The organism is Micromonospora sp. C28ISP2-4, from assembly GCF_030519385.1.
GTDB lineage: Bacteria > Actinomycetota > Actinomycetes > Mycobacteriales > Micromonosporaceae > Micromonospora > Micromonospora tulbaghiae.
Window position 1 is genome coordinate 465,830 of record NZ_JAUMKG010000006.1, and the last position, 20,843, is coordinate 486,672.

Annotated in this window: 16 protein-coding genes; 12 read left to right on the forward strand and 4 right to left on the reverse strand. The window is 73.6% G+C overall.

The annotated features are described in order from the left end of the window. The first annotated feature begins 43 nt into the window (after positions 1–43). Positions 44–562 (forward strand): hypothetical protein, encoded by a 519-nt coding sequence (locus Q3W68_RS23065; RefSeq protein ID WP_302907439.1) that lies wholly within the window; start codon positions 44–46, stop codon positions 560–562. A gap of 36 nt (positions 563–598) precedes the next feature. After that, positions 599–1,159, forward strand: a complete 561-nt coding sequence (locus tag Q3W68_RS23070) for a DUF5872 domain-containing protein (protein WP_302907440.1) — start codon at positions 599–601, stop codon at positions 1,157–1,159. A 69-nt stretch (positions 1,160–1,228) separates the two neighbouring features. On the opposite strand, the gene Q3W68_RS23075 is transcribed toward Q3W68_RS23070, so the two are convergent. Both Q3W68_RS23075 and Q3W68_RS23080 read right to left on the reverse strand, forming a co-directional pair. After that, positions 1,229–2,422: an endo-1,4-beta-xylanase gene (locus Q3W68_RS23075; RefSeq protein ID WP_302907441.1), complete on the reverse strand. Its 1,194-nt coding sequence runs from the start codon at positions 2,420–2,422 to the stop codon at positions 1,229–1,231. 210 nt (positions 2,423–2,632) lie between these two features. Further along, positions 2,633–3,637 (reverse strand): LacI family DNA-binding transcriptional regulator, encoded by a 1,005-nt coding sequence (locus tag Q3W68_RS23080; protein ID WP_302907442.1) that lies wholly within the window; start codon positions 3,635–3,637, stop codon positions 2,633–2,635. Between the two features lie 135 nt (positions 3,638–3,772). On the opposite strand from Q3W68_RS23080, the gene Q3W68_RS23085 reads away from it, so the two are divergent. The 8 genes from Q3W68_RS23085 to Q3W68_RS23120 all read left to right on the forward strand — a co-directional run bounded on the left by Q3W68_RS23085 (position 3,773) and on the right by Q3W68_RS23120 (position 14,685). Continuing rightward, on the forward strand, positions 3,773–5,083 hold the full coding sequence (locus tag Q3W68_RS23085) for an ABC transporter substrate-binding protein (RefSeq protein WP_302907443.1): 1,311 nt from the start codon (positions 3,773–3,775) through the stop codon (positions 5,081–5,083). Beyond that, positions 5,080–6,078: a carbohydrate ABC transporter permease gene (locus Q3W68_RS23090; RefSeq protein ID WP_302907444.1), complete on the forward strand. Its 999-nt coding sequence runs from the start codon at positions 5,080–5,082 to the stop codon at positions 6,076–6,078. Before Q3W68_RS23085 ends, Q3W68_RS23090 begins: the two co-directional genes overlap by 4 nt. Further along, positions 6,075–6,941 (forward strand): carbohydrate ABC transporter permease, encoded by an 867-nt coding sequence (locus tag Q3W68_RS23095; RefSeq protein ID WP_302907445.1) that lies wholly within the window; start codon positions 6,075–6,077, stop codon positions 6,939–6,941. Before Q3W68_RS23090 ends, Q3W68_RS23095 begins: the two co-directional genes overlap by 4 nt. Before the next feature lie 39 nt (positions 6,942–6,980). After that, positions 6,981–9,305: a beta-glucosidase gene (locus Q3W68_RS23100; protein ID WP_302907446.1), complete on the forward strand. Its 2,325-nt coding sequence runs from the start codon at positions 6,981–6,983 to the stop codon at positions 9,303–9,305. Positions 9,306–9,493: 188 nt separating this feature from the next. Then, positions 9,494–10,618, forward strand: a complete 1,125-nt coding sequence (locus tag Q3W68_RS23105; RefSeq protein WP_302907447.1) for a glycosyltransferase family 39 protein — start codon at positions 9,494–9,496, stop codon at positions 10,616–10,618. 110 nt (positions 10,619–10,728) lie between these two features. Further along, complete coding sequence (locus Q3W68_RS23110) at positions 10,729–12,597, forward strand: glycosyltransferase family 2 protein (RefSeq protein ID WP_302907448.1); 1,869 nt, start codon at positions 10,729–10,731, stop codon at positions 12,595–12,597. Next, a complete protein-coding gene (locus Q3W68_RS23115) occupies positions 12,591–13,748 on the forward strand; it encodes a glycoside hydrolase family 26 protein (RefSeq protein WP_302907449.1) in 1,158 nt (385 codons plus the stop codon). The genes Q3W68_RS23110 and Q3W68_RS23115 overlap by 7 nt, the downstream gene beginning before the upstream one ends. 55 nt (positions 13,749–13,803) lie before the next feature. Continuing rightward, on the forward strand, positions 13,804–14,685 hold the full coding sequence (locus tag Q3W68_RS23120) for a DUF1963 domain-containing protein (RefSeq protein ID WP_302907450.1): 882 nt from the start codon (positions 13,804–13,806) through the stop codon (positions 14,683–14,685). Between the two features lie 19 nt (positions 14,686–14,704). On the opposite strand, the gene Q3W68_RS23125 is transcribed toward Q3W68_RS23120, so the two are convergent. Continuing rightward, positions 14,705–16,030 carry an aminotransferase class V-fold PLP-dependent enzyme gene (locus Q3W68_RS23125; protein WP_302907451.1) on the reverse strand — a complete coding sequence of 442 codons (1,326 nt, stop codon included), beginning with the start codon at positions 16,028–16,030 and terminating at the stop codon, positions 14,705–14,707. Between the two features lie 134 nt (positions 16,031–16,164). Between Q3W68_RS23125 and Q3W68_RS23130 the strand changes: the two genes are divergently transcribed. Together Q3W68_RS23130 and Q3W68_RS23135 are read left to right on the forward strand one after the other, a co-directional pair. Then, on the forward strand, positions 16,165–17,052 hold the full coding sequence (locus Q3W68_RS23130) for an alpha/beta hydrolase (protein ID WP_302907452.1): 888 nt from the start codon (positions 16,165–16,167) through the stop codon (positions 17,050–17,052). A 95-nt stretch (positions 17,053–17,147) separates the two neighbouring features. After that, positions 17,148–19,862, forward strand: coding sequence for a LuxR family transcriptional regulator (locus tag Q3W68_RS23135; RefSeq protein WP_302907453.1), 2,715 nt, complete (start codon positions 17,148–17,150; stop codon positions 19,860–19,862). Between the two features lie 105 nt (positions 19,863–19,967). Here Q3W68_RS23135 and Q3W68_RS23140 read toward each other — a convergent pair whose 3' ends face one another. Next, complete coding sequence (locus Q3W68_RS23140; RefSeq protein WP_302907454.1) at positions 19,968–20,726, reverse strand: class I SAM-dependent methyltransferase; 759 nt, start codon at positions 20,724–20,726, stop codon at positions 19,968–19,970. Positions 20,727–20,843: the final 117 nt, after the last annotated feature.

The window sequence follows — 20,843 nt, forward strand, 5'->3', positions numbered from 1 at the left end:
GGGCGGTGTCCTGAAGACGAGAGTCGTCGACGGGGGAGGCCGGATGTCCGTTCCGAGAAGAGTCCTGCTGGTGCCGGTCCTGCTGCTGGCCGGGTGCACCGGCCCGGCCGCGGATCCGGCCGGTGCGCCGGCCACGCCACCGGCCACCGGCCCGGCCCTGCCGGCCGCCTGCGCCGAGCGGCTGGAGACCGGCCGGCTGCCGGACTGGGCGGACGCCGGGTTCACCGGCGACACCCGGATGCGGCACGTCTTCGGCGCCCGGGGCGACATCGTGGCGATCCTGTTCGCGTACCCGCTGGTGCACGCGCGCGCCGACGGCGCGAACAACAAGATCCTCTGGGTGGCGCGCCCCGAGCCCGGCCGGTCCGAACCGGCACAGCGGACGCCCCTGGTGATCACCGCGAGGCGGGACGGGACGGGCACCCCGGTCGTCCGTCAGGTGGACGGTGGACCCGGGCCGTCCATCGTCGACCTGCCGGCCGCCGGGTGCTGGCGGCTGCGACTGGACTGGTCGGGCCGCACCGACACGATGGACCTGGTCTACCGGCCGGCGTCCGGCTGACCGCATGGCCGCTGCCGGTCCGGGTAACGCTGCGTCATGGCGAAGTACACCGAGCCGGAACTGCGGGAGCGTCTCAAGGCCGAGATCCGCGCCTCCGACAAGGGCGGACGGCCGGGGCAGTGGTCGGCCCGAAAGTCGCAGCTGCTGACGAACGAGTACAAGAAGGCCGGCGGGGGATTCGAGGGCCCGAAGGACGCACGGCAGCGCTCGCTGCAACGCTGGGGCGGCGAGAAGTGGCAGACCCGCAGCGGTGACACGCGCGCCCGCAACGGCGGCGAAACCCGCCGTTACCTGCCCGAACAGGCGTGGGCGGAACTGTCGGAGAACGAGCGGCGCGCCACCGACACGCGCAAGCGCCGCGCGTCGCGCTCCGGCCGGCAGTACGTGCCGAACACCGGCCCGGCGAAGCGGGCCCGCCGGGACGCGACCGCCGCCGAGCAGATCAACGAGTTGCCGGTGACCGAGGCGGTCAAGCTGGTGCGCGACCTCGACACCCGTCAGCTCGGCGCGGCGCTGCGCCGGGAACGTCACGGCAAGGCCCGCAAGACGCTCATCGGACGGCTGGAGTCGGAACTGGGCCGGCGCCGGGCCGCGTGAGCGCGTACCCGCCGGACACAGGCGGCGGGGCCGGTCACCGGACCGGCCCCGCCGTGGTGCGCCAGTCGTCTAGCGGCGCGGGTGCTGCGGGATGCGCGGAAGCACGTAGGGCGGACCGGAGAAGATCAGATCGGCCTTCAGCTCGTGGTACGCGAGCTTCGGCTGGTAGTTCTCGTCGTACACGGTGGCCAGGCCCTCCGGCGGGTCGGAGAACGCGCCGGGCACCCAGGAGTGCTTGTCGGTGAAGCCCCAGAGGGTGAACGACAGGCAGTGCCGCTCGGCCAGGCAGGCCTGCATCAGCACGCTGAAGTTCGCCGCGGACGCCTGCAGACGCGGGTTGATCTCCGCGGAGTCGCCGGCCTCCACCCCCTCGGTGATCTGGCTGCGCACGTCCACCTCGGTGAGGGCCGTGGCCAGCCCGAGCCCGGCGAACTTGCGCAGCGCGGCGGCCACCTGGAGCGTGCTGAAGTTGCCGTACTGGGTGCCCAGGTGGCCCTGTGCCCCCACGCCGTCGATCGGCACGCCCTTGGCCCGCAGGTCACGGGCCATGTTGTAGACGAACTGCGTCTTGTCGTCGGCCGGGTTGCCAGAGCCGAACGCCTCGATGTTGTAGTCGTTGTAGAACAGCAGCGCCTTCGGGTCGGCGGCGCGGGCCCAGCGGAACGCGTCGGCGATGTAGCCGGGCCCGAGGTTCTGCGCCCAGAACCCCTTGTAGTGCAGCGTGGACGGGGTGTCCCAGGGGTCGCTGACCGCCTCGTTCACCACGTCCCACTGCCAGATCTTGCCCTTGAAGTGGGTGACCACGGCGGTGATGTGGTTGCGCAGGATCTGGCGCAGCTCGGCCTTGCTGATCGAGCCGTCCGCGACTCCGCTGGTCAGCCACGCGGGCAACTGGTTGTGCCAGACCAGCACGTGGCCCCGGACCCGCTGGTTGTTCTTGCGGGCGAAGTCGATCAGCTCGTCGGCCGGGCCCCAGTTGTAGGTGCCGCGGGTGGGTTCGAGGCTCTCCCACTTCATCACGTTCTCGGCGGTGACAGTGGAGAACTCGGACGCGGCGATCTGGCGGTACTGCGGTTCGGATGCGTCGTTGAGGGCGGCCATGTCCACGGCGGTGCCCACGTACAGGCCGTGGCGCTTGGCCAGCTCGCGCAGGCTCTGCCCGGCCGGGTCGTACGGCCGTCCGGCCGTCGCGGGGACGACGTTGAGGGCGGTGGCGGTCACGACGGCGACGGCGCCGGCGGCGAGCCAACGTCTCAGCTTCATGGGCGTTCCTTTCGGGAGGGTGCGCGCGGCCGGGGGCCGGCGGTGGCGGTGCCGGGAACGCCGCGGCGTGGAACGGACCGGCGGGCGCCCGGGTGGACGGACGGTGCGGGCTTCCGAAACTTCCGGTCTGGCTTCCGGAAGTAGCCCGAAACATTACGGACGCCGATAGCCGTCCGTCAATCACCCGGATCGGGAGGGTGAGGTCGCGCCTCAGCGCAGCGGGCGGCAGGAGGCCCGGATGACCAGCTCGGTGGGAAGCTGGATGTGCGTGTCCCGCTCGACGCCCGCGATGAGGTCGATCAGCAGGCGCAGCGACTCGGCACCCATGCGTTGCAGAGGCTGCCGGATCGTGGTCAGCGGCGGGTCGACGAGGGCCGACTCCGGGATGTTGTCGAAGCCGATGACCGACAGGTCGTCCGGTACGCCGAGGCCGAGGCCGCGGGCGACGTCCACGGTGGAGATGGCCGAGAGGTCGTTGCCGGCGAAGATCGCGGTCGGCCGGTCGGGGAGCGCGAGCAGTTCGGCGGCGGTGCTGGCGGCGGTCTCGGTGCGGAAGCCGCCGACCCGTACGAGCTGCTCGTCGACCGCCACGCCCGCGTCGGCCATCGCCTTGCGGAACCCGGCCTCGCGCAGGCGGGCCGACTCCAGGTCGGGCCGGCCGCTGATGTGCGCGATCCGCCGGTGCCCGAGCGACAGCAGGTAGTCGGTGGCCAGCACCGCGCCGGCGAAGTTGTCGGAGTCGACAGTGGGCAGGCCGGACGGGCCGGTGTGCGGGTCGACGGCCACCACGTGGAAGCCGTGCTTGGTCTCGACCACGGTCGGCGTCACGATCACCGCGCCGTCGATGAGCGTCCCGGACAGCCGGGCCAGCGAGCGCCGCTCCCACCCTATGGCCGCGCCCTCTCCGTCACCGCTGGAGTAGGCGAGCAGCTGGTAGCCGCTGCCGGCGACCTCCCGGGACGCGCCCTTGAGCAGCTCGGTGGAGAACGGCTCGAACTCGGCGACCAGGATGCCGAGCACGTTCGTGCGGTGGCTGCGCAGGCTCTGCGCCCCGAGGCTGGCCTCGTACCCGAGCTCGTGGATGACCTGCTGGACGCGCTCGACGGTGGCCTGCGCGACGCCGTACCGCCCATTGACAACCTTGGATACGGTTGCCACCGAGACGCCGGCCGTACGTGCCACGTCCGACATCTTGACGCGCTGCTCGAACACCACGCCGACGATGATAGAGGGCTCTCCCGGCGTGATCGAAGACGATGTCGAAAACGTTATCGATACCGATTGACTTCACGTTACGGCCCTGTAAAACTCCCCCGCAGGTAACCCGGCTAAGTGGTCGAGGAGACATCTATGGCGATGAAGCGCCGTGCTGGTGCCGTCCTGGCACTGTTTGTGACAAGCGCTCTGCTGGCCTCCGCGTGCGGTGGTGGTGGCGAGGAGGAGAAGGCTGCCGAGAGCGAGCTGTTCAAGAACCCGGTGACGTTGACCTGGTGGCACAACGCCTCGCAGGACGGGCCCGGCAAGACGTACTGGGAGAAGGTCGCCAAGGACTTCTCCGCGGCCCACCCGACCGTCAAGATCGAGATCGAGGCGATCGAGACGAACCAGCTCCAGCGCACCCGGCTCCCCGCCGCGCTGCTGAGCAACGACCCGCCGGACGTCTTCCAGGCGTGGGGCGGCGGCGAGATGCGCGAGCAGGTCGAGGCCGACTACCTCAAGGACATCACCGACCAGGTGAAGAACGAGGTGGCCGACATCGGTAGCGCCGCGGAGATCTGGCAGGTGAACGGCAAGCAGTACGGCCTGCCGTACCGGATGGGCATCGAGGGCATCTGGTACAACAAGGACATGTTCGCGAAGGCGGGCATCACGGCGCCGCCGACCACCTTCGAGGAACTCAACGCCGCTGTCACCAAGCTCAAGGCCATCAACGTCGTCCCGATCGCCCTCGGCGCCGGTGACAAGTGGCCCGCCGCGCACTGGTGGTACAACTTCGCGCTGCGTGCCTGCTCGGTCGACACGCTGAAGAAGGCGAGCACCGACCGGAACTTCGACGACCCGTGCTTCGTCAAGGCCGGCCAGGACCTGAAGGCGTTCATCGACACCAAGCCGTTCCAGAACAACTTCATCGCCACGCCGGGCCAGAACGACCCGACCAGCGCCAACGGCCTGCTCGCCAACGGCAAGGCCGCGATGGAGCTGATGGGTGACTGGAACCGCGGCACCCTGGACACCGTGGCCACCGACAAGGCGGCCCTGGGCAAGTTCCTCGGCTGGTTCCCGGTGCCGGCGATCTCCGGCTCCGCCGGTGACCCGAAGGCTGCTCTGGGCGGCGGCGACGGCTTCGCCTGCTCCAAGAACGCCCCGGCCGAGTGCGTCGAGTTCCTCAAGTACCTCGTCAGCCCCGAGGTGCAGAAGGGCTACGCCGCCACCGGCACCGGTCTGCCGGTCGCCAAGGGCGCGGCCGACGGCGTCACCGACCCGGCCCTGAAGTCCATCCTGGAGTCGACCTCCTCGGCCACCTACGTGCAGCTCTGGCTCGACACCGCCTTCGGCAGCACCGTCGGCAACGCGATGAACGACGCGATCGTCGCGATCTTCGCCGGCAACGGGACACCTGAGAAGGTCGTCTCGGCCATGAAGGCGGCCGCAAGCAAGTGACGTCCGCATCGCAGACCCGTATGCCCGCCGGCGGCGTGACCGCGCCGCCGGCGGGCCTCCGGCCCGGCGCACGAGCCGCCTCACGCCGCGCCGAGACCCGCCGCAAGTGGTACGAGATCATCGGGCTGACCACGCCGGCGGTCCTCATCTACGTGCTGTTCGTGCTGGTGCCGATGGGCTTCGCGTTCTACTACAGCCTGTTCCGCTGGCGCGGCGTCGGCCCGCCCACCGAGTACGTCGGCTTCAACAACTACAAGCTGGCGTTCCAGGACCCGATCTTCCTCGACGCGCTGCGCAACAACGCGATCATCGTGTTCGGGTCGCTGCTCATCCAGGGGCCCGTCGCACTCGGCATCGCCCTGCTGCTCAACCGCCGCTTCCGCGGACGCTCGGCCTTCCGCCTGCTGGTCTTCGTGCCGTACGTGCTCGCCGAGGTCACCGTCGGCATCATGTGGAAGCTGATCCTGACCGACGGCGGCACGCTCGACGCGCTGCTGCGGTCGGTCGGACTGGGCGGCTTCGTGCAGGCGTGGCTGGCCGACCTCGACGTGGTCATCTGGACGCTGCTGTTCGTCCTCACCTGGAAGTACGTCGGCTTCGCCATCATCCTCCTGCTCGCCGGCCTGTCGAACGTGCCGCCCGAGCTGAACGAGGCAGCCGAGATCGACGGCGCGAGCTGGTGGCAGATCCAGCGCCACGTCACGCTGCCGCTGCTCGGCCCCACCATCCGGATCTGGATGTTCCTGTCGATGATCGGCTCGTTGCAGGTCTTCGACATGGTCTGGGTGACGTCCGTGCCCGCGGTGCGCTCGCTCGGCGCGTCGGCCACCATGGCCACGTACATGGTGGACAACGGCTTCTTCGCCAGGCTCTGGGGCTACGGCAACGCGGTGGCCGTGATCCTGTTCGTCATCTCCTTCGTCGCGGCGCTGCTGTTCCAGCGGTTCCTTCTCCGCCGTGACATCGAGGGCGCCATCACCCGGAAGGGGAAGTGACAGTGGCCGTGAACTCCGTACCCGCCCCTTCCGCCGGCCGCCGGCCGGTGCAGTGGAACGCGCCGCTGACGTACGCGCTGGCGCTCGCGGTCGCGGCCGTGTCGATCGCGCCCGTCGTGTACGTCGTCGTCGGTGGTTTCCGGACCACACCGCAGATCGTGGACGACCCGGCCGGCTTGCCGGACCCGTGGGTCTGGGACAACTACTACCGGGTGCTCACGCAGAGCGGGTTCTGGCGGCAGGCGTTCAACAGCGCTGTGGTCGCGCTCGGCACCACGCTCGGCGTGGTGGTGCTCGGCATGGCCGCCGCGTTCGTGCTGGCCCGGTACACGTTCCGGGGACGCGAGGCGCTCTACACCTTCTTCACCCTCGGCCTGCTGTTCCCGGCCGGCGCGGCGATCCTGCCGCTGTACCTCCTGCTGCGTGACCTGAACCTGATCAACTCCTACTACGCGGTGATCCTTCCGCAGGTGGCCTTCTCGCTGCCGCTCACGATCGTCATCCTGCGGCCGTTCCTGTCGGCCATCCCGCGGGAGCTGGAGGACGCGGCCGCCATCGACGGCGCCGGCCGGCTCGGCTTCCTCTGGCGGATCGTGCTGCCGCTGTCGCGGCCCGCGGTCGTCACCGTCGGCATCCTCGCGTTCGTGGCGAGCTGGAACGCGTTCCTCCTGCCGCTGCTCGTCCTCGGGGACGTCAACCTGCACACCCTGCCGCTGGGCGTGCAGAACTTCTCCAGCCAGTACACCACCGACACCGCGGGGGTCCTCGCCTTCACGTCGCTGGCGATGTTGCCGGCGCTGCTGTTCTTCACCCTGGCGGAGAAGCAGATCGTGGGCGGTCTCCAGGGCGCGGTCAAGGGCTGAGCGGCAGCGGCACCAGCACAACCAGTGGAAAGGCACACCATGACAGAGGTCCACGCGGTGGTGGACGGGCCGGTACCGGCTCAGGCAGGTTCGGACCACGACCGGCCGGACGGGCCCGACGCCGAGACGCGCGTACGGGAACTGCTCGCTCGGATGACGATCGAGGAGAAGGTCGCGCAGCTCGTCGGGTTCTGGGAGAAGGAGGACGGTGAGGCGGTCGCACCCCTGCAGGGCGAGTTCGCCGACAGCGGCCGGCTCGAGGACTTCTCCCGCCACGGCCTGGGTCACCTGACCCGCGCCTACGGCACCCGCCCGGTCGACGCGGCGGCCCGCGCGGCCTGGCTGTGGAAGTTCCAGCGGGACCTGGTGACGGGCACCCGGCTGGGCATCCCGGCGATCGTGCACGAGGAGTGCCTGACCGGCCTGTCGGCGTGGAAGGCGGCCACCTTCCCGACGCCGCTGGCCTGGGGCGCCGCGTTCGATCCCGACCTGGTCGCCGAGATGGCGGCGGCGATCGGGGCCTCGATGCGAGCGCTCGGCATCCACCAGGGACTGTCCCCGGTGCTGGACGTGATCCGGGATCCCCGCTGGGGCCGGGTCGACGAGTGCATCGCCGAGGACCCGTACCTCGTCGGCACCATCGGCACCTCGTACGTGCGAGGGCTGCAGTCGCAGGGCGTGCTCGCCACGCTGAAGCACTTCGCCGGCTACTCCGCCTCGCGGGCCGGGCGCAACTTCGGCCCGGTGCACGCCGGTCCCCGGGAACTCGCCGACGTGTTGCTGCCGCCGTTCGAGATGGCGCTCCTCGACGGCGACGCCCGCAGCGTCATGCACTCGTACGCCGAGATCGACGGCGTGCCGGTCGCCTCCGACCCGACGATGCTCACCGACCTGCTCCGGGGCCGGTGGGGCTTCGACGGGACGGTGGTGGCCGACTACTTCGGGGTGGCCTTCCTCCACCTGCTGCACCACGTCGCGGCCGACAACGCGGACGCGGCGGTGCAGGCGCTGAGCGCGGGTCTCGACATCGAGCTGCCCACCGGCGACGCCTACCTGACCCTGACCGAGTCGGTGCGGGCCGGCAGGGTCGACGAGGCGCTGGTCGACCGGGCGGTGCTGCGCGTGCTGCGCCAGAAGCAGGCACTCGGACTGCTCGACGCCACGTTCGACGACGAGCCGCCGGGCGCGATCGACCTCGACTCGCCGGAGCACCGGTCGATCGCCCGCCGGCTCGCCGAGGAGTCGGTCGTCCTGGTCGCCAACGAGGGCGTGCTCCCGCTGCCGGCGGGCCGCCGGGTGGCGGTCGTCGGGCCGAACGCGGACCGGCAGGGCGCGCTGTTCGGCTGCTACTCGTTCCTCAACCACGTGCTGGCCCACCACCCCGGCGTGGAGACCGGCTTCGAGGTCCCGACCGTGCTGGAGGCGGTGCGCGCCGAGTTCGGCGCCGACTCGGTCACCTTCGCGAACGGCTGCGAGGTGGACTCGGCGGACCGGTCCGGGTTCGACGAGGCGGTCGCCGCCGCGTCCGCCGCCGACGTGGCGGTCCTCGTGATGGGCGACCACGCCAGCCTGTTCGGCCGCGGCACTGTCGGCGAGGGCTGCGACCGGGACGACCTGGAGCTGCCCGGCGTGCAGCGTCAGCTCGTCGAGGCGGTGCTGGACACCGGCACCCCTGTCGTCCTGGTGCTGCTCACCGGCCGCCCGTACGCGCTCGGCTGGGCGCTGTCCCGGTGCGCGGCGGTGGTGCAGACGTTCTTCCCGGGTGAGGAGGGCGCCGGGGCGATCGCGGGCGTGCTCTCCGGGCGGGTCAACCCGTCCGGCCGGCTGCCGGTCAGCCTGCCCGGTTCGGCCGGCGCGCAGCCGTACTCGTACCTGCACCCCGAGCTGGGGGAGGGCATGAACGGCACGAACCTGCCGGCGACCCCGGTGGCGCCGTTCGGGCACGGGCTGTCCTTCACCACGTTCGCGTACACCGACCTGACCGTGCCGGCCGAGGTGCCGACCGACGGGGCGCTGCGGGTGTCGGTGCGCGTGACGAACACCGGCCCGGTCGTCGGTGACGACGTGGTGCAGCTCTACGGCCGCGACCTGGTCGCCTCGGTGACCCGGCCGGTCGCGCAGCTGCTCGGCTACCGGCGGGTGCGCCTGGAGCCGGGAGCCTCGGTCACTGTCGAGCTGACCGTGCCGACCACGCGGCTGGCGTTCAGCGACCGCACGCTGACCCGTGTGGTGGAGCCCGGTGACGTCGACGTCTGGGTCGGCACGAGCGCCCGGCGCGACGCCCAGGCGCGGACGACGCTGACCGGCGACACCGTCGCGATCACCGCCGACTCGCCCCGCTGGACGACGACCGACCTCCGCTGAGCCGGGTCCGCCGGTCGTCCACGGGGCGGTCGGCGGACCCTTTCAGCCGATATTGACGCTATGTCGTTTTTGACTCAGTAGGCTCCAGGATGTCATCCAGCCCGTGACCCGGGACGGTGCCGCCCGCCACGCGCGAGGCGTGTCCGCCGCCCGGCCGGCTGGATCCCGGTCGCCGGCACCCACAGGGGATGCGTGAGTCACTGATGATGGACGCGGACACCATGGTCCTGCCCCGGCTCGGGGACGCCGCGGTCGAGGACCCGTGGGGTGAGGACCGGCCGCGCCGGGCCGCCGACCGATCCGCCACCGCCGCGCTGACGCGGTGGCGGATCGCGGCATGGCTGGTGCCCGCGGCCCTGATGGGCGCGCTCGGCGCCGCCCGGATCACGACATCGGGGCCGACCGCCGGCGAACTGGCGACCCGGCTCGCGGCCACGTCGCCGTGGCCGGGGATCGGCGCCGCGCTGACCGGCGACGACACGGCGCTCGGGCCGTACCACCTGCTCATGCGCGGCTGGGTGGCGCTGTTCGGTGCGACGGACCTCGCGCTGCGCGTACCGTCCCTGCTGGCCATTGTCGGGGCCGCCGCGCTCGTCGGTGCGCTCGCCGCCCGGATCGCCACGCCCGCCGCCGGCCTGTCGGCCGGCGTGATCTTCACGGTGCTGCCGACCTCGATCCGGTACGCGCAGGAGGCGCAGCCGTACGCCCCGGCGGTGTTCGCCGCGGTGCTCGCCACCTGGCTGCTGGTGCCCGCGCTCGACCGGCCGGGTCCGCGCCGGCTCGTGCCCTACGCGGGCGCGGTGCTGCTGCTGGGCCTGTGTCAGCCGGTGGCGTTGCTGCTGCTCGCCGGCCACGGCTGGGTCGTGCTGGCGTTCCGTCGCCGCGGTGTTCTCCGGTGGCTCGCCGCCGTGGCCGTCGGGCTGCTCCCGGTCGCCGCGGTGCTCGGTTACGCCCTGCGCGACGGCGGGCAGCTCGCGTCCGGCGCGCATCCCGGCGCCGCGGTGCTCGCGGCCACGCCCGGGGACCTGTTCGGCGTCGCCGCGCTCGGCGGGGTGCTGGCCGGGCTGGCCCTGTTCAGCCTCCCGCTGCGGTACGCGGCGGCGATCTGCACCGCCTGGGCGCTGGTGCCCGCGCTCGCGCTGCTGGCGCTGGCGCAGGCGGTGCCGGTCTGGTCGGCGGGGAACCTGCTGTTCACAGTGCCGGCCTGGGCGGTGCTCGGCGGGGTCGCGTTGTCCCGGGCGCGTGCCGCCGGTGCGCTCGCCGTGCTGGCGCTCGTCGCGCTGCTCGCGGTGGCGGCCCAGCTTCCGTCCTGACCGGGGGAGTCGACGAACGGGCGACCTCTGCCTGATTCGCCCTTTTTGCGGTCGATTGTCGGCTTAGCATTCCGTCGGCTCCTGAGCCGGATGCAGACCATGGGGGAAACGTGGCCGTCGCCGCCGATACACGCCCGTCCCGCGCCACGACGGCCGGGACGCCGGGCGCCCGCCCGATCGCGCCCGTCCCGCCCGGGACGCCGGCCGATCCGGACCGCCGGCAGCGCAACGTCCGCGCCCGCCTCGCCTACGCGCGCTGCGGCGCCACCGCCGGCCCGCTGCGCCCGCCCCGCCGCCCCGACGCGCCGGTCGAGTTCCGGCCCACCGCCTCGGTGGCCGCGCGGCTGGTGCTGACGCTGCTGGTGCTCGTCAACAGCGCCGCCGGACTGGTCTTCGTCGGCTGGCTGCTGCTGCCCCAGCACGTGCCCGGCCCCGGCGTCGTCGGGCTCGGCGGCTGGCAGACCGTCGCCGCCCGGCTCGCGTTCTGCGTCGTCGTCGGCGTCGAGCTGATCCGCCTGGCGCAGAACGTGGTGGTCTGGGTCTTCGCCTTCCACGCCCGGGACCCGGTGCCGGTCGACCCGCCGGTCGGCCTGGGGGTCGCGCTGCTCACCACGATCGTGCCGAGCAAGGAGCCGATCGAGGTCGCCGAGCGGACGCTGCGCCGGCTGCGCGAGATCGTCTACTGCGGGCACGTCGACGTGTGGATCCTCGACGAGGGCGACGACCCGGCGGTACGGGCGATGGCCGCGCGGCTGGGCGTCCGGCACTTCACCCGCAAGGGCCGGCCCGAGTACAACCGGCCCGGCGGCGAGTTCCGGGCCCGGACCAAGTCCGGCAACCACAACGCCTGGCGGGCCGAGCACGAGCACCGCTACGACGTGGTCGCGAACGTCGACCCGGACCACGTGCCGCTGCCGAACTTCCTGGAACGCACGCTCGGCTACTTCCGCGACCCGGACGTCGCGTTCGTGGTGACCCCCCAGGTGTACGGCAACATGCACCAGAACTTCGTGGCCCACGGCGCCTCGGTGCAGCAGTACCTCTACAACGGGCTGATCGCCCGCGGCGGCAACGGCCTGGACGCGCCGCTGCTGACCGGCACCGGGCACCTCTACCGACCGGCGGCCTGGCGGACCATCGGCGGCTACCAGGACTCGATCATCGAGGACCACCTCACCAGCATCCGCGTGCACGCCGCCGTCAACCCGGCCACCGGCAACCGGTGGAAGGGGGTCTACACCCCCGACGTGGTGGCGCTCGGCGAGGGACCTACCTCCTGGGCGGACTACTTCAACCAGCAGAAGCGCTGGGCGGCCGGGATCTGCGAGATCCTGCTCCGGCGCGAGCTGCGCACGCCGCGCGACCTGCCGTCGCGCCGTCGCTGGCAGTACCGGCTGCTCCAGTTCTACTACCCGAGCGTCGCGGTGAGCCTGCTGCTGGGCAACGCCGCCACCGCGCTGTACCTGCTGACCGGCGTCGACGCCGGCCGGCTCGACCCGCAGGTCTGGGCGACGCTGTGGGGTTCCACCATCGGCACCTGGTTCCTGCTCTGGCTGTGGCTGCGCCGCTTCAACATCGCCCCGCACGAGCGCGAGGAGGTGGGCATGGTCGGCATGGCGCTCGCGCTGTTCGCCGGCCCGGTCTACGTGGCCGCCGCGGTGGGTGCCCTGCTGCGCCGCAAGCTCGGGTTCGTGGTCACCGCCAAGGGCGCGTTGCGCACCGTCGAGTCGCTGCGCACGTTCCGGCTGCACCTGTGCTGGGCGCTCGCCGCCGCCGGACTGCTCGCGGCGAGCTTCGCGCTCGATCACGACTACCCGCTGCTGCGGGTGTGGCCGGCGCTGACGCTGCTGACCGGGCTCGCGCCGCCGCTGATCTCCTGGGCGGAGAGCCTGCGGGCCCGGCGGGACCGGGCCGCCGACGTCGCCCGGCAACCCCAGGTGGCGCCCCGGCCCGTGACCGACGGCGGTGTGCCGTGCTGAGGCCGACGCTGCCCCGGATGGGCCTGGCGGTGGCCGGGTTGCTGCTGCTCGCGTACGCCTTCGTGGTCGCGCCGGGAGCGTGGCGGGACGACCCGGGCACGGGCGCCGCGGCGCGGCGGCCCGCCCCGGCGACGCCGCAGGCGAGCACCGACGTGCCGGCGGCGGTCCTGCCCAGCCCGCGCGGCGGCCCGTTCCCGCCGGCCGGGCAGGCGTTCTTCGGCGTGATGACCGACAAGGGCCCGTACGACTTCGCGCCGGTCGACCGGTTCGCCGAGGCGGCCGGGCGGTCGCCGCAGGTGATGCTCTTCGGCGCCGACTGGGCCTCGGCCGCGTTCGACCGGAGCCTGTTCGACCGGATCGCCGAGCGGGGCATGATGCCGATGCTCGGCTGGGAGCCGTGGGACCACACCGTCGACAAGGCGGCCCGGCGTACCGAGCTGACCGACAGGCAGATCGACCGGCTGCGCGCCACCCAGCCGGACTACCGGCTGGCCCGCATCACGCGCGGCGACTTCGACGCCTACCTGCGCTCCTGGGCCGACGGCGTCCGGTCGCTGGGCTACCCGGTGGCGATCCGCTTCGCGCACGAGATGAACGGCGACTGGTACCCCTGGTGCGAGCGGGCCAACGGCAACCGCCCCGGCGACTACGTCCGGGCCTGGCGGCACGTGCACGACCTCTTCGCCGAGGCCGGTGCCACGAACGTCACCTGGGTGTGGAGCCCGAACGCCCGCTGGGACAAGACGACAGGCGGGCTCACCGGCCTCTACCCGGGTGACGAGTACGTCGACTGGGTCGGCGTCACCGGCTACTACGGCAGCGGCGCGTTCACCAGGACGTACTGGTCGTTCGACCAGATCTTCGGCCCGACGATCGCGGAGATCCGCAAGGCCACCGGCAAGCCGCTCGTGGTCACCGAGACCGGCGCCGCCGACGCCGCCGGGCACAAGGCGCGGTGGATCCGGGACACGTTCCGCGCCCTGCCCCGCTATCCGGACCTGATCGGGCTGATCTGGTTCGAGGTGGACAAGGAGAAGGACTGGCGCATCGCCGGTTCACCGGCGGCGGCGACCGCGTTCGCCGAGGCGGTGGCCGCCGAGCGCTACGACGTGACCTGGTCACCGGCGGTGCGGCCGCGCGCCGGGCCCTGATCCCGCCCGTGCCGGGCACACTCCATGTCGGACGGTGCGGCTACTCTCCACGACCATGGATGAGAGAGATCAATTTCGACGGGCGGCGATCGAGCAGGGCGTGCCCGAGGACGAGGTGGCCCGCTTCGCGGAGCTGATCCGGTTCCCGATCCACGCCTGGCCGCGCGAGGAGGGCGTGCACGCCGGGCGGCGGGGCGGGCGGCCGCGGCTGCCGGTGGGCATGCCGTGGCCCACGCACCCTAAGGGTTTCCCGTTGCCGTTCCTGCTCCGGCTCGACTGCGCGGCGCTGCCCCGGGTTCCCGACCTCGCCCTGCCGGCCGACGGCACGCTGCTGTTCTTCCTCGACCAGGAGGGGGCACGGGACGCCTGCGGCATCGAGAAGGAGAAGGCGTACGCGCGGGTCGTGTACGTCCCGGCCGGCACCGAGACGGTGGACGGTGAGTACGTCCTGCCCGCCGGGACCGCCTGGGAGCCCTTCCTCGCCCCCGAACACGAGATGTACGCCGCCGTCCAGGCGGAACTGCCGGACTGGCTCGACCGCTCTGAGGAGTGGCTGTGCGACACCGAGATCCAGCTCCTGCGCGACATGCCGCACCGCAAGGAGATGAGCGCGCTGGTCGAGCAGCTCTGGCCGGAGCGGAACTGGTGCATTCAGCGCGACGTCTTCGTCGGCGGCTACACCATCTCGGCGCAGGACCCGCCCGAGGTGATCATGATGGACTCGGAGCGGGAGCGGCAGGCGATGTCCCTGCCCCACCCGGAGCGGAGGGTGGCCCTGTACGAGGAAGAGCAGCGGGTGATGCGTGAGTGGGTGCCCCTGGCGCAGTTCGGCGTACCGGACGAGGAGTTCGTCAACGCGCGGTTCCTGATCCGCCACGAGGACCTCGCCGCCCGGCGGTTCGACAAGGCGCTGTCCTTCTGCGAGTTCACCGAGTGAGGGCATCGTACGGCCCGGCTCAGACCAGCGTGCGGACCGCCCGCAGCGCCGCCTCCACGTCCTGCTCGCCGTTGGCGATCGTCGCACCGAAGCGCAGGTGCGACGGCCGGTAGGGGGTGCTGCTGGCGACCACGCCGGCCGACCACAGCCGGTTCACCGCCTCGCCCACCGGCACGCCGGGCACCTCGCAGCAGACCACCCCTGCGGACAGGTCGGCGGCGCGCGGCGTGACCAGCCGGACGCCCCGGATCCCGGCCAGCCCTTCCTTGAGCCGGTCGGCCAGTTCCCGGGTGCGTTCGGCGACCCGGGCCGGGCCGATGCGCCGGTGGAACGCGAACGCGTCGGCGAGCGCCCAGCGGTGCTCGAAGCTGTGGTAGCCGCCGGGCGTGTGCGCCGGGCCCGGTGGCACGGGCTGCCCACCCGTGCCACCGGCGAGCCAGCGACCGATGCCGCGTCCGTCGAAGCTGGGGATCACCGGCGTCATCCGTGCCCACGCCCGCTCGGCGGCCCAGACCAGGCCGGTGCCGCGCGGCCCGAGCAGCCACTTGTGGCAGCCGGAGACCAGCACGTCGCAGCCGAGCTGCTCGGGTGTGGACGCGTCGGCGCCGAAGCCGTGCACCGCGTCGAGGCAGAGCAACGCCTCCGGGCTGCGCTCGCGGACCACCTCGGCCAGCCGGCGTACCGGCAGCTTCACGCCGGTGCCGGAGTGCACCCAGGTCAGCGCCACCGCCCGGGTACGCGGCGTGAGCGCCGCGGTGAGGCCCGCGACCATCTCGTCCGCCCCGGCCGTGGCCGCGTCGCGGTAGAGGCGGGCCCGGCGCACTGTCACCCCGTCGCGTTCGGCGCGCAGCCGCAGCGACTCGTGGGTGGCGTAGAAGTCGTGCTCGGTGGTCAGCACCTCGTCGCCCGGTCGCAGCCGGATCGCGCTGTAGACCAGGCCGAGGCCCATGGTCGTGGAGTCGGTGAGCGCGATGTGGTCCGAGCGGGCACCGAGGTGCCCGGCCGCCGCGGCGAGCACCGCCCGGTCCAGCCGTACCTCGTTCGCGGCCAGGTAGCCGGAGGCGTCCCGGTCGAGGCCGGCGCGGTGGGCGGCCACGGCGGCCCGTACCGGCGCCGCGTGCGGGGCGAAGACGAACGTGGCGAGGTGCGCCCGGGAGCGGTCGAGCGCGAACTGGGCGCGGACGCTGTCCCAACTGGCCGGATCCAGGGCGGGCGCGTCGTCGGACACCGTGGTCCCGCCCGCCGGGCGGTCCGGGTCGCAGCCGGTGGCCAGGCCGGTGACGCCTGCCGCCGCTGTGGCGCCGAGCAGGTACCGCCGGGTCAGACGCCGTCTGGTCGGATGCATGGGACCAATCGTCCGCCGTGCATGTCACGGCCGGGTCACCGCCCGGGGACCGGTGATTTCACCGATGCGCGCCGGCGGCCCGGACGCGGATGCTGACGCATGTCGATGTAATTCCGGCGCAAGGAGTGACCGACGTGCCAACCACCCGTTCCCGTACCCCCGTCCGTGCCCTCGCCCGCCTCGCCGTGGCGGCACTGCTCGCCACCGGCGGCGCCCTCGCCGTCCCGGCCGCGGCGAGCGCCGCAAGCCCCTACGAGCGCGGCCCGGCGCCCACGAGCGCCATCCTGGAGGCCAGCCGCGGCCCGTTCGCCACCTCGTCGATCAACGTCTCCTCGTTGAGCGTGACCGGCTTCGGCGGCGGCGTCATCTACTACCCGACCAGCACCGCCGAGGGCACCTTCGGCGCGGTCGCCATCTCGCCCGGCTACACCGCCTCCTGGTCCAGCCTGAGCTGGCTCGGACCGCGGATCGCCTCGCACGGCTTCGTGGTGATCGGCATCGAGACCAACACCCGGCTGGACCAGCCGGACAGCCGGGGCCGCCAGCTCCTGGCCGCGCTGGACTACCTGACCCAGCGCAGCTCGGTGCGCGGCCGCATCGACTCCTCGCGGCTCGCCGTGGCCGGGCACTCGATGGGTGGCGGCGGCAGCCTGGAGGCCGCGGCGGCCCGGCCGTCGCTGCAGGCAGCCGTCCCGCTCGCGCCGTGGAACCTGGACAAGAGCTGGTCCGAGGTGCAGGTGCCGACGCTCATCATCGGCGGCGAGACCGACAGCGTCGCGCCGGTGGCGACCCACTCGATCCCGTTCTACAACAGCATCCCGGCGTCCTCGGAGAAGGCGTACCTGGAGCTGGACGGCGCGAGCCACTTCTTCCCGCAGACGACGAACACGCCGACGGCGAAGCAGATGGTGGCCTGGCTGAAGCGGTTCGTCGACGACGACACCCGCTACGAGCAGTTCCTCTGCCCGGGCCCGAGCGGGTCGGCGATCCAGGAGTACCGCAACACCTGCCCCAGCTCCTGAGCCCACCGCTGTCGGGGTGGTCGCCGCGCGGCGACCACCCCCGACAGCGTGTCCGCCTCTTTTCCGACGGGTTGCCCATCTGTGACACTGGATGCATGGTTTCTGCATCGACAGTGCATATAGCCTTGTGCGGCCGGGACGACGAGTGCGCCGCGATCCGCCGCCTCCTCGACCGCGACGACGGCGGTGCGCTGCTGTTCCACGGGCCGCCCGGCTCCGGGCGCAGCGCCCTGCTGGCGTACGCCCGCAGGTGGGCCGGGCAGCGCGCGGTGCTCGCCGGCGCCGGCCTGGCCGACGAGGCGACACTGCCCTACGCCGGGCTGCACCGCCTGCTCGACCCGGTGCTGGACGCGGACGCCGCGCTCCCGGTGCGGCAGCGGCGGCTGCTGCGCCGCGCGCTCGGCGGCGACGGGTGCCCGGCCGAGCAACGGCTGGCCCTTGCTGCGGCGGTGCGTTCCCTGCTCGCCGCCGTGGCGGCGGACCGGCCGCTGCTGTGCACGGTGGACGACCTCGACGCCGGCGATCCGCAGAGCGCCTGGACGCTGGCCGTGGTGGCGCGCCGGCTGCGCCGGCTGCCGGTGGCGATGCTGCTGACCGCGACCGCCCCGGCCACTGTCGACGGCGTACCGGCCCACGGGTTGCGACCGCTGGACGCCCACGAGTCCCACACGATGCTCGCCGGGCTGCGGGAGCGGCCGCCCGCGCCGGTGGCCGCCGCGCTGGCCGCGCTCAGCCGGGGCAGCCCCGCCGCGCTCGCCGACCTGGCCGGCACGCTCAGCCCCGCCCAGTGGCGGGGCGAGGCGCCGCTGCCCGATGCGCCGCCGGTGGACGGCGCGCTCGCCGCCGCGTACCGGGCCCGCCTGGACCGGCTGCCCGTCCCGACCCGGCGGATGGTGCTGCTGGCCGCGCTCGACCCCGGCGACGACCCGGGCACGCTGGTCCGCGCCGCGTGGGCGGCCGGCCTGACCGTCGAGGCGCTCGCCCCCGCCGAGGCCGCCGGCCTGCTGCGCACCGGGCCCGGCGGGGTGACGTTCCCGCACCCGCTCGCCCGCACCATGATCACCGCCGTCGCGCCCCTCGCCGACCTGCGCGCGGCCCACCTGCTGCTGGCCGGCACGCTCGCCGAGGGCGCGCTGGGCCGGGCGCTGCGCCACGCCACGGCCGCCGACTGTCCGTCCGACCTGCTCGCCGCCGAACTGAGCGCGGCTGTCGACGAGGTGCCGGACCGCGCCGCCGCCGCGGTCGTGCTGCGCCGCGCCGCCGAACTGAGCCCCGACCCCGGCCGCGCCGCCGAGCTGACCATCGCCGCCGCGCGGTGCGCCTGGACCGCCGGCGACCCCGACCAGGCCCGAGGGCTGCTACGGCGCCTTACCACCGGACCGGCGCACGGCCGGGCCGACCTGCTCCGCGGCGACATGCAACTGCGCTGCGACGCGCCCGCCGCCGCGGTCGCCACGCTGCTGGCCGCCGCCGACGCGGTCGCGCCGGTCGACCGGCGGGCCGCGCTGCTGGCGCTGGTCCGGGCCGGCGAGGCCATCTGCGTCACCGGCGACCAGTACCGGTACGCCGAGGTGGCGCGCCGGGCCGAGGCGCTGCGGCGGCCCGGCGACCCGCCCGAACTCGACCTGCTGGCCACGTTCGCCGCGGGCGTCGGGGCGACGCTGCGAGGCGACCACGCGCGCGGCGGTCCGGCGCTGCGCCGGGTCGTCGTCCTCGGAGGCCGGCTGACCGGGCCCGCGCTCACCCCCGGCGCGCTCGTCTGCGCCGCCGCGGCCGCCCTGCTGGTGGCAGTGGACGGTCCCGCGCACCGGCTCGCCGGCCGGGCGGTGGAGGTGGCCCGCTCGCGCGGCGAGCTTTCCCTGCTGCCCCGGGCGCTGGAGCTGCGGGCCGTCGCCGAATACTGGCTGGGACGGCACGAGGCCGCGGCGGAGACCGCCCGCGAGGGCGTGCGCGCCGCCCGCGCCGGCGGCCAGCACGTGTGCGCCCAGGTGCACCTCGGCATCCTCGCCGTGCTGGCCGCGGTCCGCGCCGACCGGGACGCCGCGCTGGCCCGGATCGCCGAGATCGGTGACGGGGCCGCGCCGGGGAGCCGGCCGGACGCGTACGCCCGCTGGGCGCTCGGCGTGCTGGACCTGATCGACGGCCGGTACGCCGACGCGGTGGCCCGGCTGTCCGCGCTGGCCCGTACCGGCACCGGCCGGGGGCAGGTGCTGGTCCAGGTGATGGCCACGCCGTACCTGGTGGAGGCCGCCGCACACGACGGCCGGCGGCCGGCCGCCGCACTGGCCGTGTTCGACCACTGGGCCAGCAGCACGGCGAGCCCGTCGCGGCGGGCGCTCGCCGCGCGCTGCCGGGCGCTGCTCGCGCCGCGCGGCGGCCCGGAGGCCGAACGGGAGTTCCACGCCGCGCTGCGGCTGCACCCGGCCGACACCGACCGGTTCGAACGCGCCCGCACCGAGCTGCTGTTCGGCCGCGAGCTGCGCCGCCGCCGCCGGCCCCGGGACGCCCGCGCGCACCTGCATCGGGCCCGGGAGGCGTTCACGCTGCTCGGCGCGACCGTCTGGGCCGACCGGGCGGGGGAGGAGCTGCGCGCGGCGGGGGAGTCGGTCGGGCCGGTGCGGCACGGCCCGGAGCAGTTGCTGACCGGGCAGCAGCTGCACATCGCCCGGCTGGTCGCGGAGGGGGCGACCAACCGGGAGATCGCCACCCGGATGTGCCTGTCCACCCGGACCGTCGACCACCACCTGCGCAACGTCTTCCACCGGCTGGGTGTGCGCTCGCGTACCGAACTGGCCCGCCTGCTGTCCTGATCGCCGCGCCGCGCCCCGCCGCCACGCGCCGCGCCGCGCCCGCGCTCGGCCGGCCGGGCGGCTCTGTCCGCGTCCGGCGTGGCCGGGTCGCGTGCCGGCCGGGGGTCAGCGCAGCGCGGCCACCGCGGCGTCCCCGCCGCCGCGCCAGAGCACGCCGGCCTCGGTGAAGCCGGCCGCGCGCAGCGCGTCGAGGTGCCACGCGGCGGGCGGGGTCCACTCCGGGCTGTGCCCGGTCGGGTAGATCTGCCGCCGCTTCTCCACCAGCGGCCCGAGCACCGGGTCGTCGGCGGCCCGCGCCCACCAGTCCGACCAGGACAGCGCTGCGCCGGCACGGTGCCGGGCGGCCCGCAGCTCGCCGGCCCGCGCGTGCAACCGTTCGGCGAGCGTCGGCATGGTGTCGTCGGGCATGTGGTCGGCGTTGACGAACACGCCGCCGGGGCGCAGCACGTCGCGGATCTCGCCGTACAGCTGCGCCAGGCGCGGACCGTCGAGCCAGTGCAGGGCGGTGGCGGTGAGCACGGCGTCGTAGTCGCGGTGCGGCAGCGTGGCGGCCCAGTCGGACCGGTTGAGGTCGGCGGTCACCACAGCGGCCCGCCCGGCCAGCGCCGCCTCGGCGAGGGTGAGCAGCACCGGGTCGAGGTCGAGCACCGTCACCTCGGCGTCGGGCCGGCGGGCCAGCGTCCGCAGGCTGATCGATCCGGTGCCGCCGGCGAGGTCGAGCACGCGTGGCGGCCGGTCGCCGGCGGTCGCATCGACGGCGTCGAGCATCGCGGCGAAGCGCTGCTCCCGGTCGGGCAGGTACGCCTCCTGCTGCCTGTCCCAGCTCTCCTGCCAGGCACGCACATCCAAGTCGTAAGGAGTCATGCCGCCCACGATAGTTACCGACAGGCGACCCTGTCGAGGCTTGTTGCCAAAGTTTTGCAATAAGCGGGACCGTCCCGGCCGCGTCACCGGGACCGGACGTGCGGCGGGTCGACGGTG

What these genes read in the sequence shown, in the direction of transcription:
- Q3W68_RS23075 (WP_302907441.1), bottom strand. Translation starts at nt 2,422, where the DNA reads ATGAAGCTGAGACGTTGGCTCGCCGCCGGCGCCGTCGCCGTCGTGACC.
- Q3W68_RS23125 (WP_302907451.1), bottom strand. Translation starts at nt 16,030, where the DNA reads ATGCATCCGACCAGACGGCGTCTGACCCGGCGGTACCTGCTCGGCGCC.
- Q3W68_RS23140 (WP_302907454.1), bottom strand. Translation starts at nt 20,726, where the DNA reads ATGACTCCTTACGACTTGGATGTGCGTGCCTGGCAGGAGAGCTGGGAC.
- Q3W68_RS23070 (WP_302907440.1), top strand. Translation starts at nt 599, where the DNA reads ATGGCGAAGTACACCGAGCCGGAACTGCGGGAGCGTCTCAAGGCCGAG.
- Q3W68_RS23105 (WP_302907447.1), top strand. Translation starts at nt 9,494, where the DNA reads ATGCGTGAGTCACTGATGATGGACGCGGACACCATGGTCCTGCCCCGG.
- Q3W68_RS23135 (WP_302907453.1), top strand. Translation starts at nt 17,148, where the DNA reads ATGGTTTCTGCATCGACAGTGCATATAGCCTTGTGCGGCCGGGACGAC.
- Q3W68_RS23100 (WP_302907446.1), top strand. Translation starts at nt 6,981, where the DNA reads ATGACAGAGGTCCACGCGGTGGTGGACGGGCCGGTACCGGCTCAGGCA.
- Q3W68_RS23065 (WP_302907439.1), top strand. Translation starts at nt 44, where the DNA reads ATGTCCGTTCCGAGAAGAGTCCTGCTGGTGCCGGTCCTGCTGCTGGCC.
- Q3W68_RS23085 (WP_302907443.1), top strand. Translation starts at nt 3,773, where the DNA reads ATGGCGATGAAGCGCCGTGCTGGTGCCGTCCTGGCACTGTTTGTGACA.
- Q3W68_RS23120 (WP_302907450.1), top strand. Translation starts at nt 13,804, where the DNA reads ATGGATGAGAGAGATCAATTTCGACGGGCGGCGATCGAGCAGGGCGTG.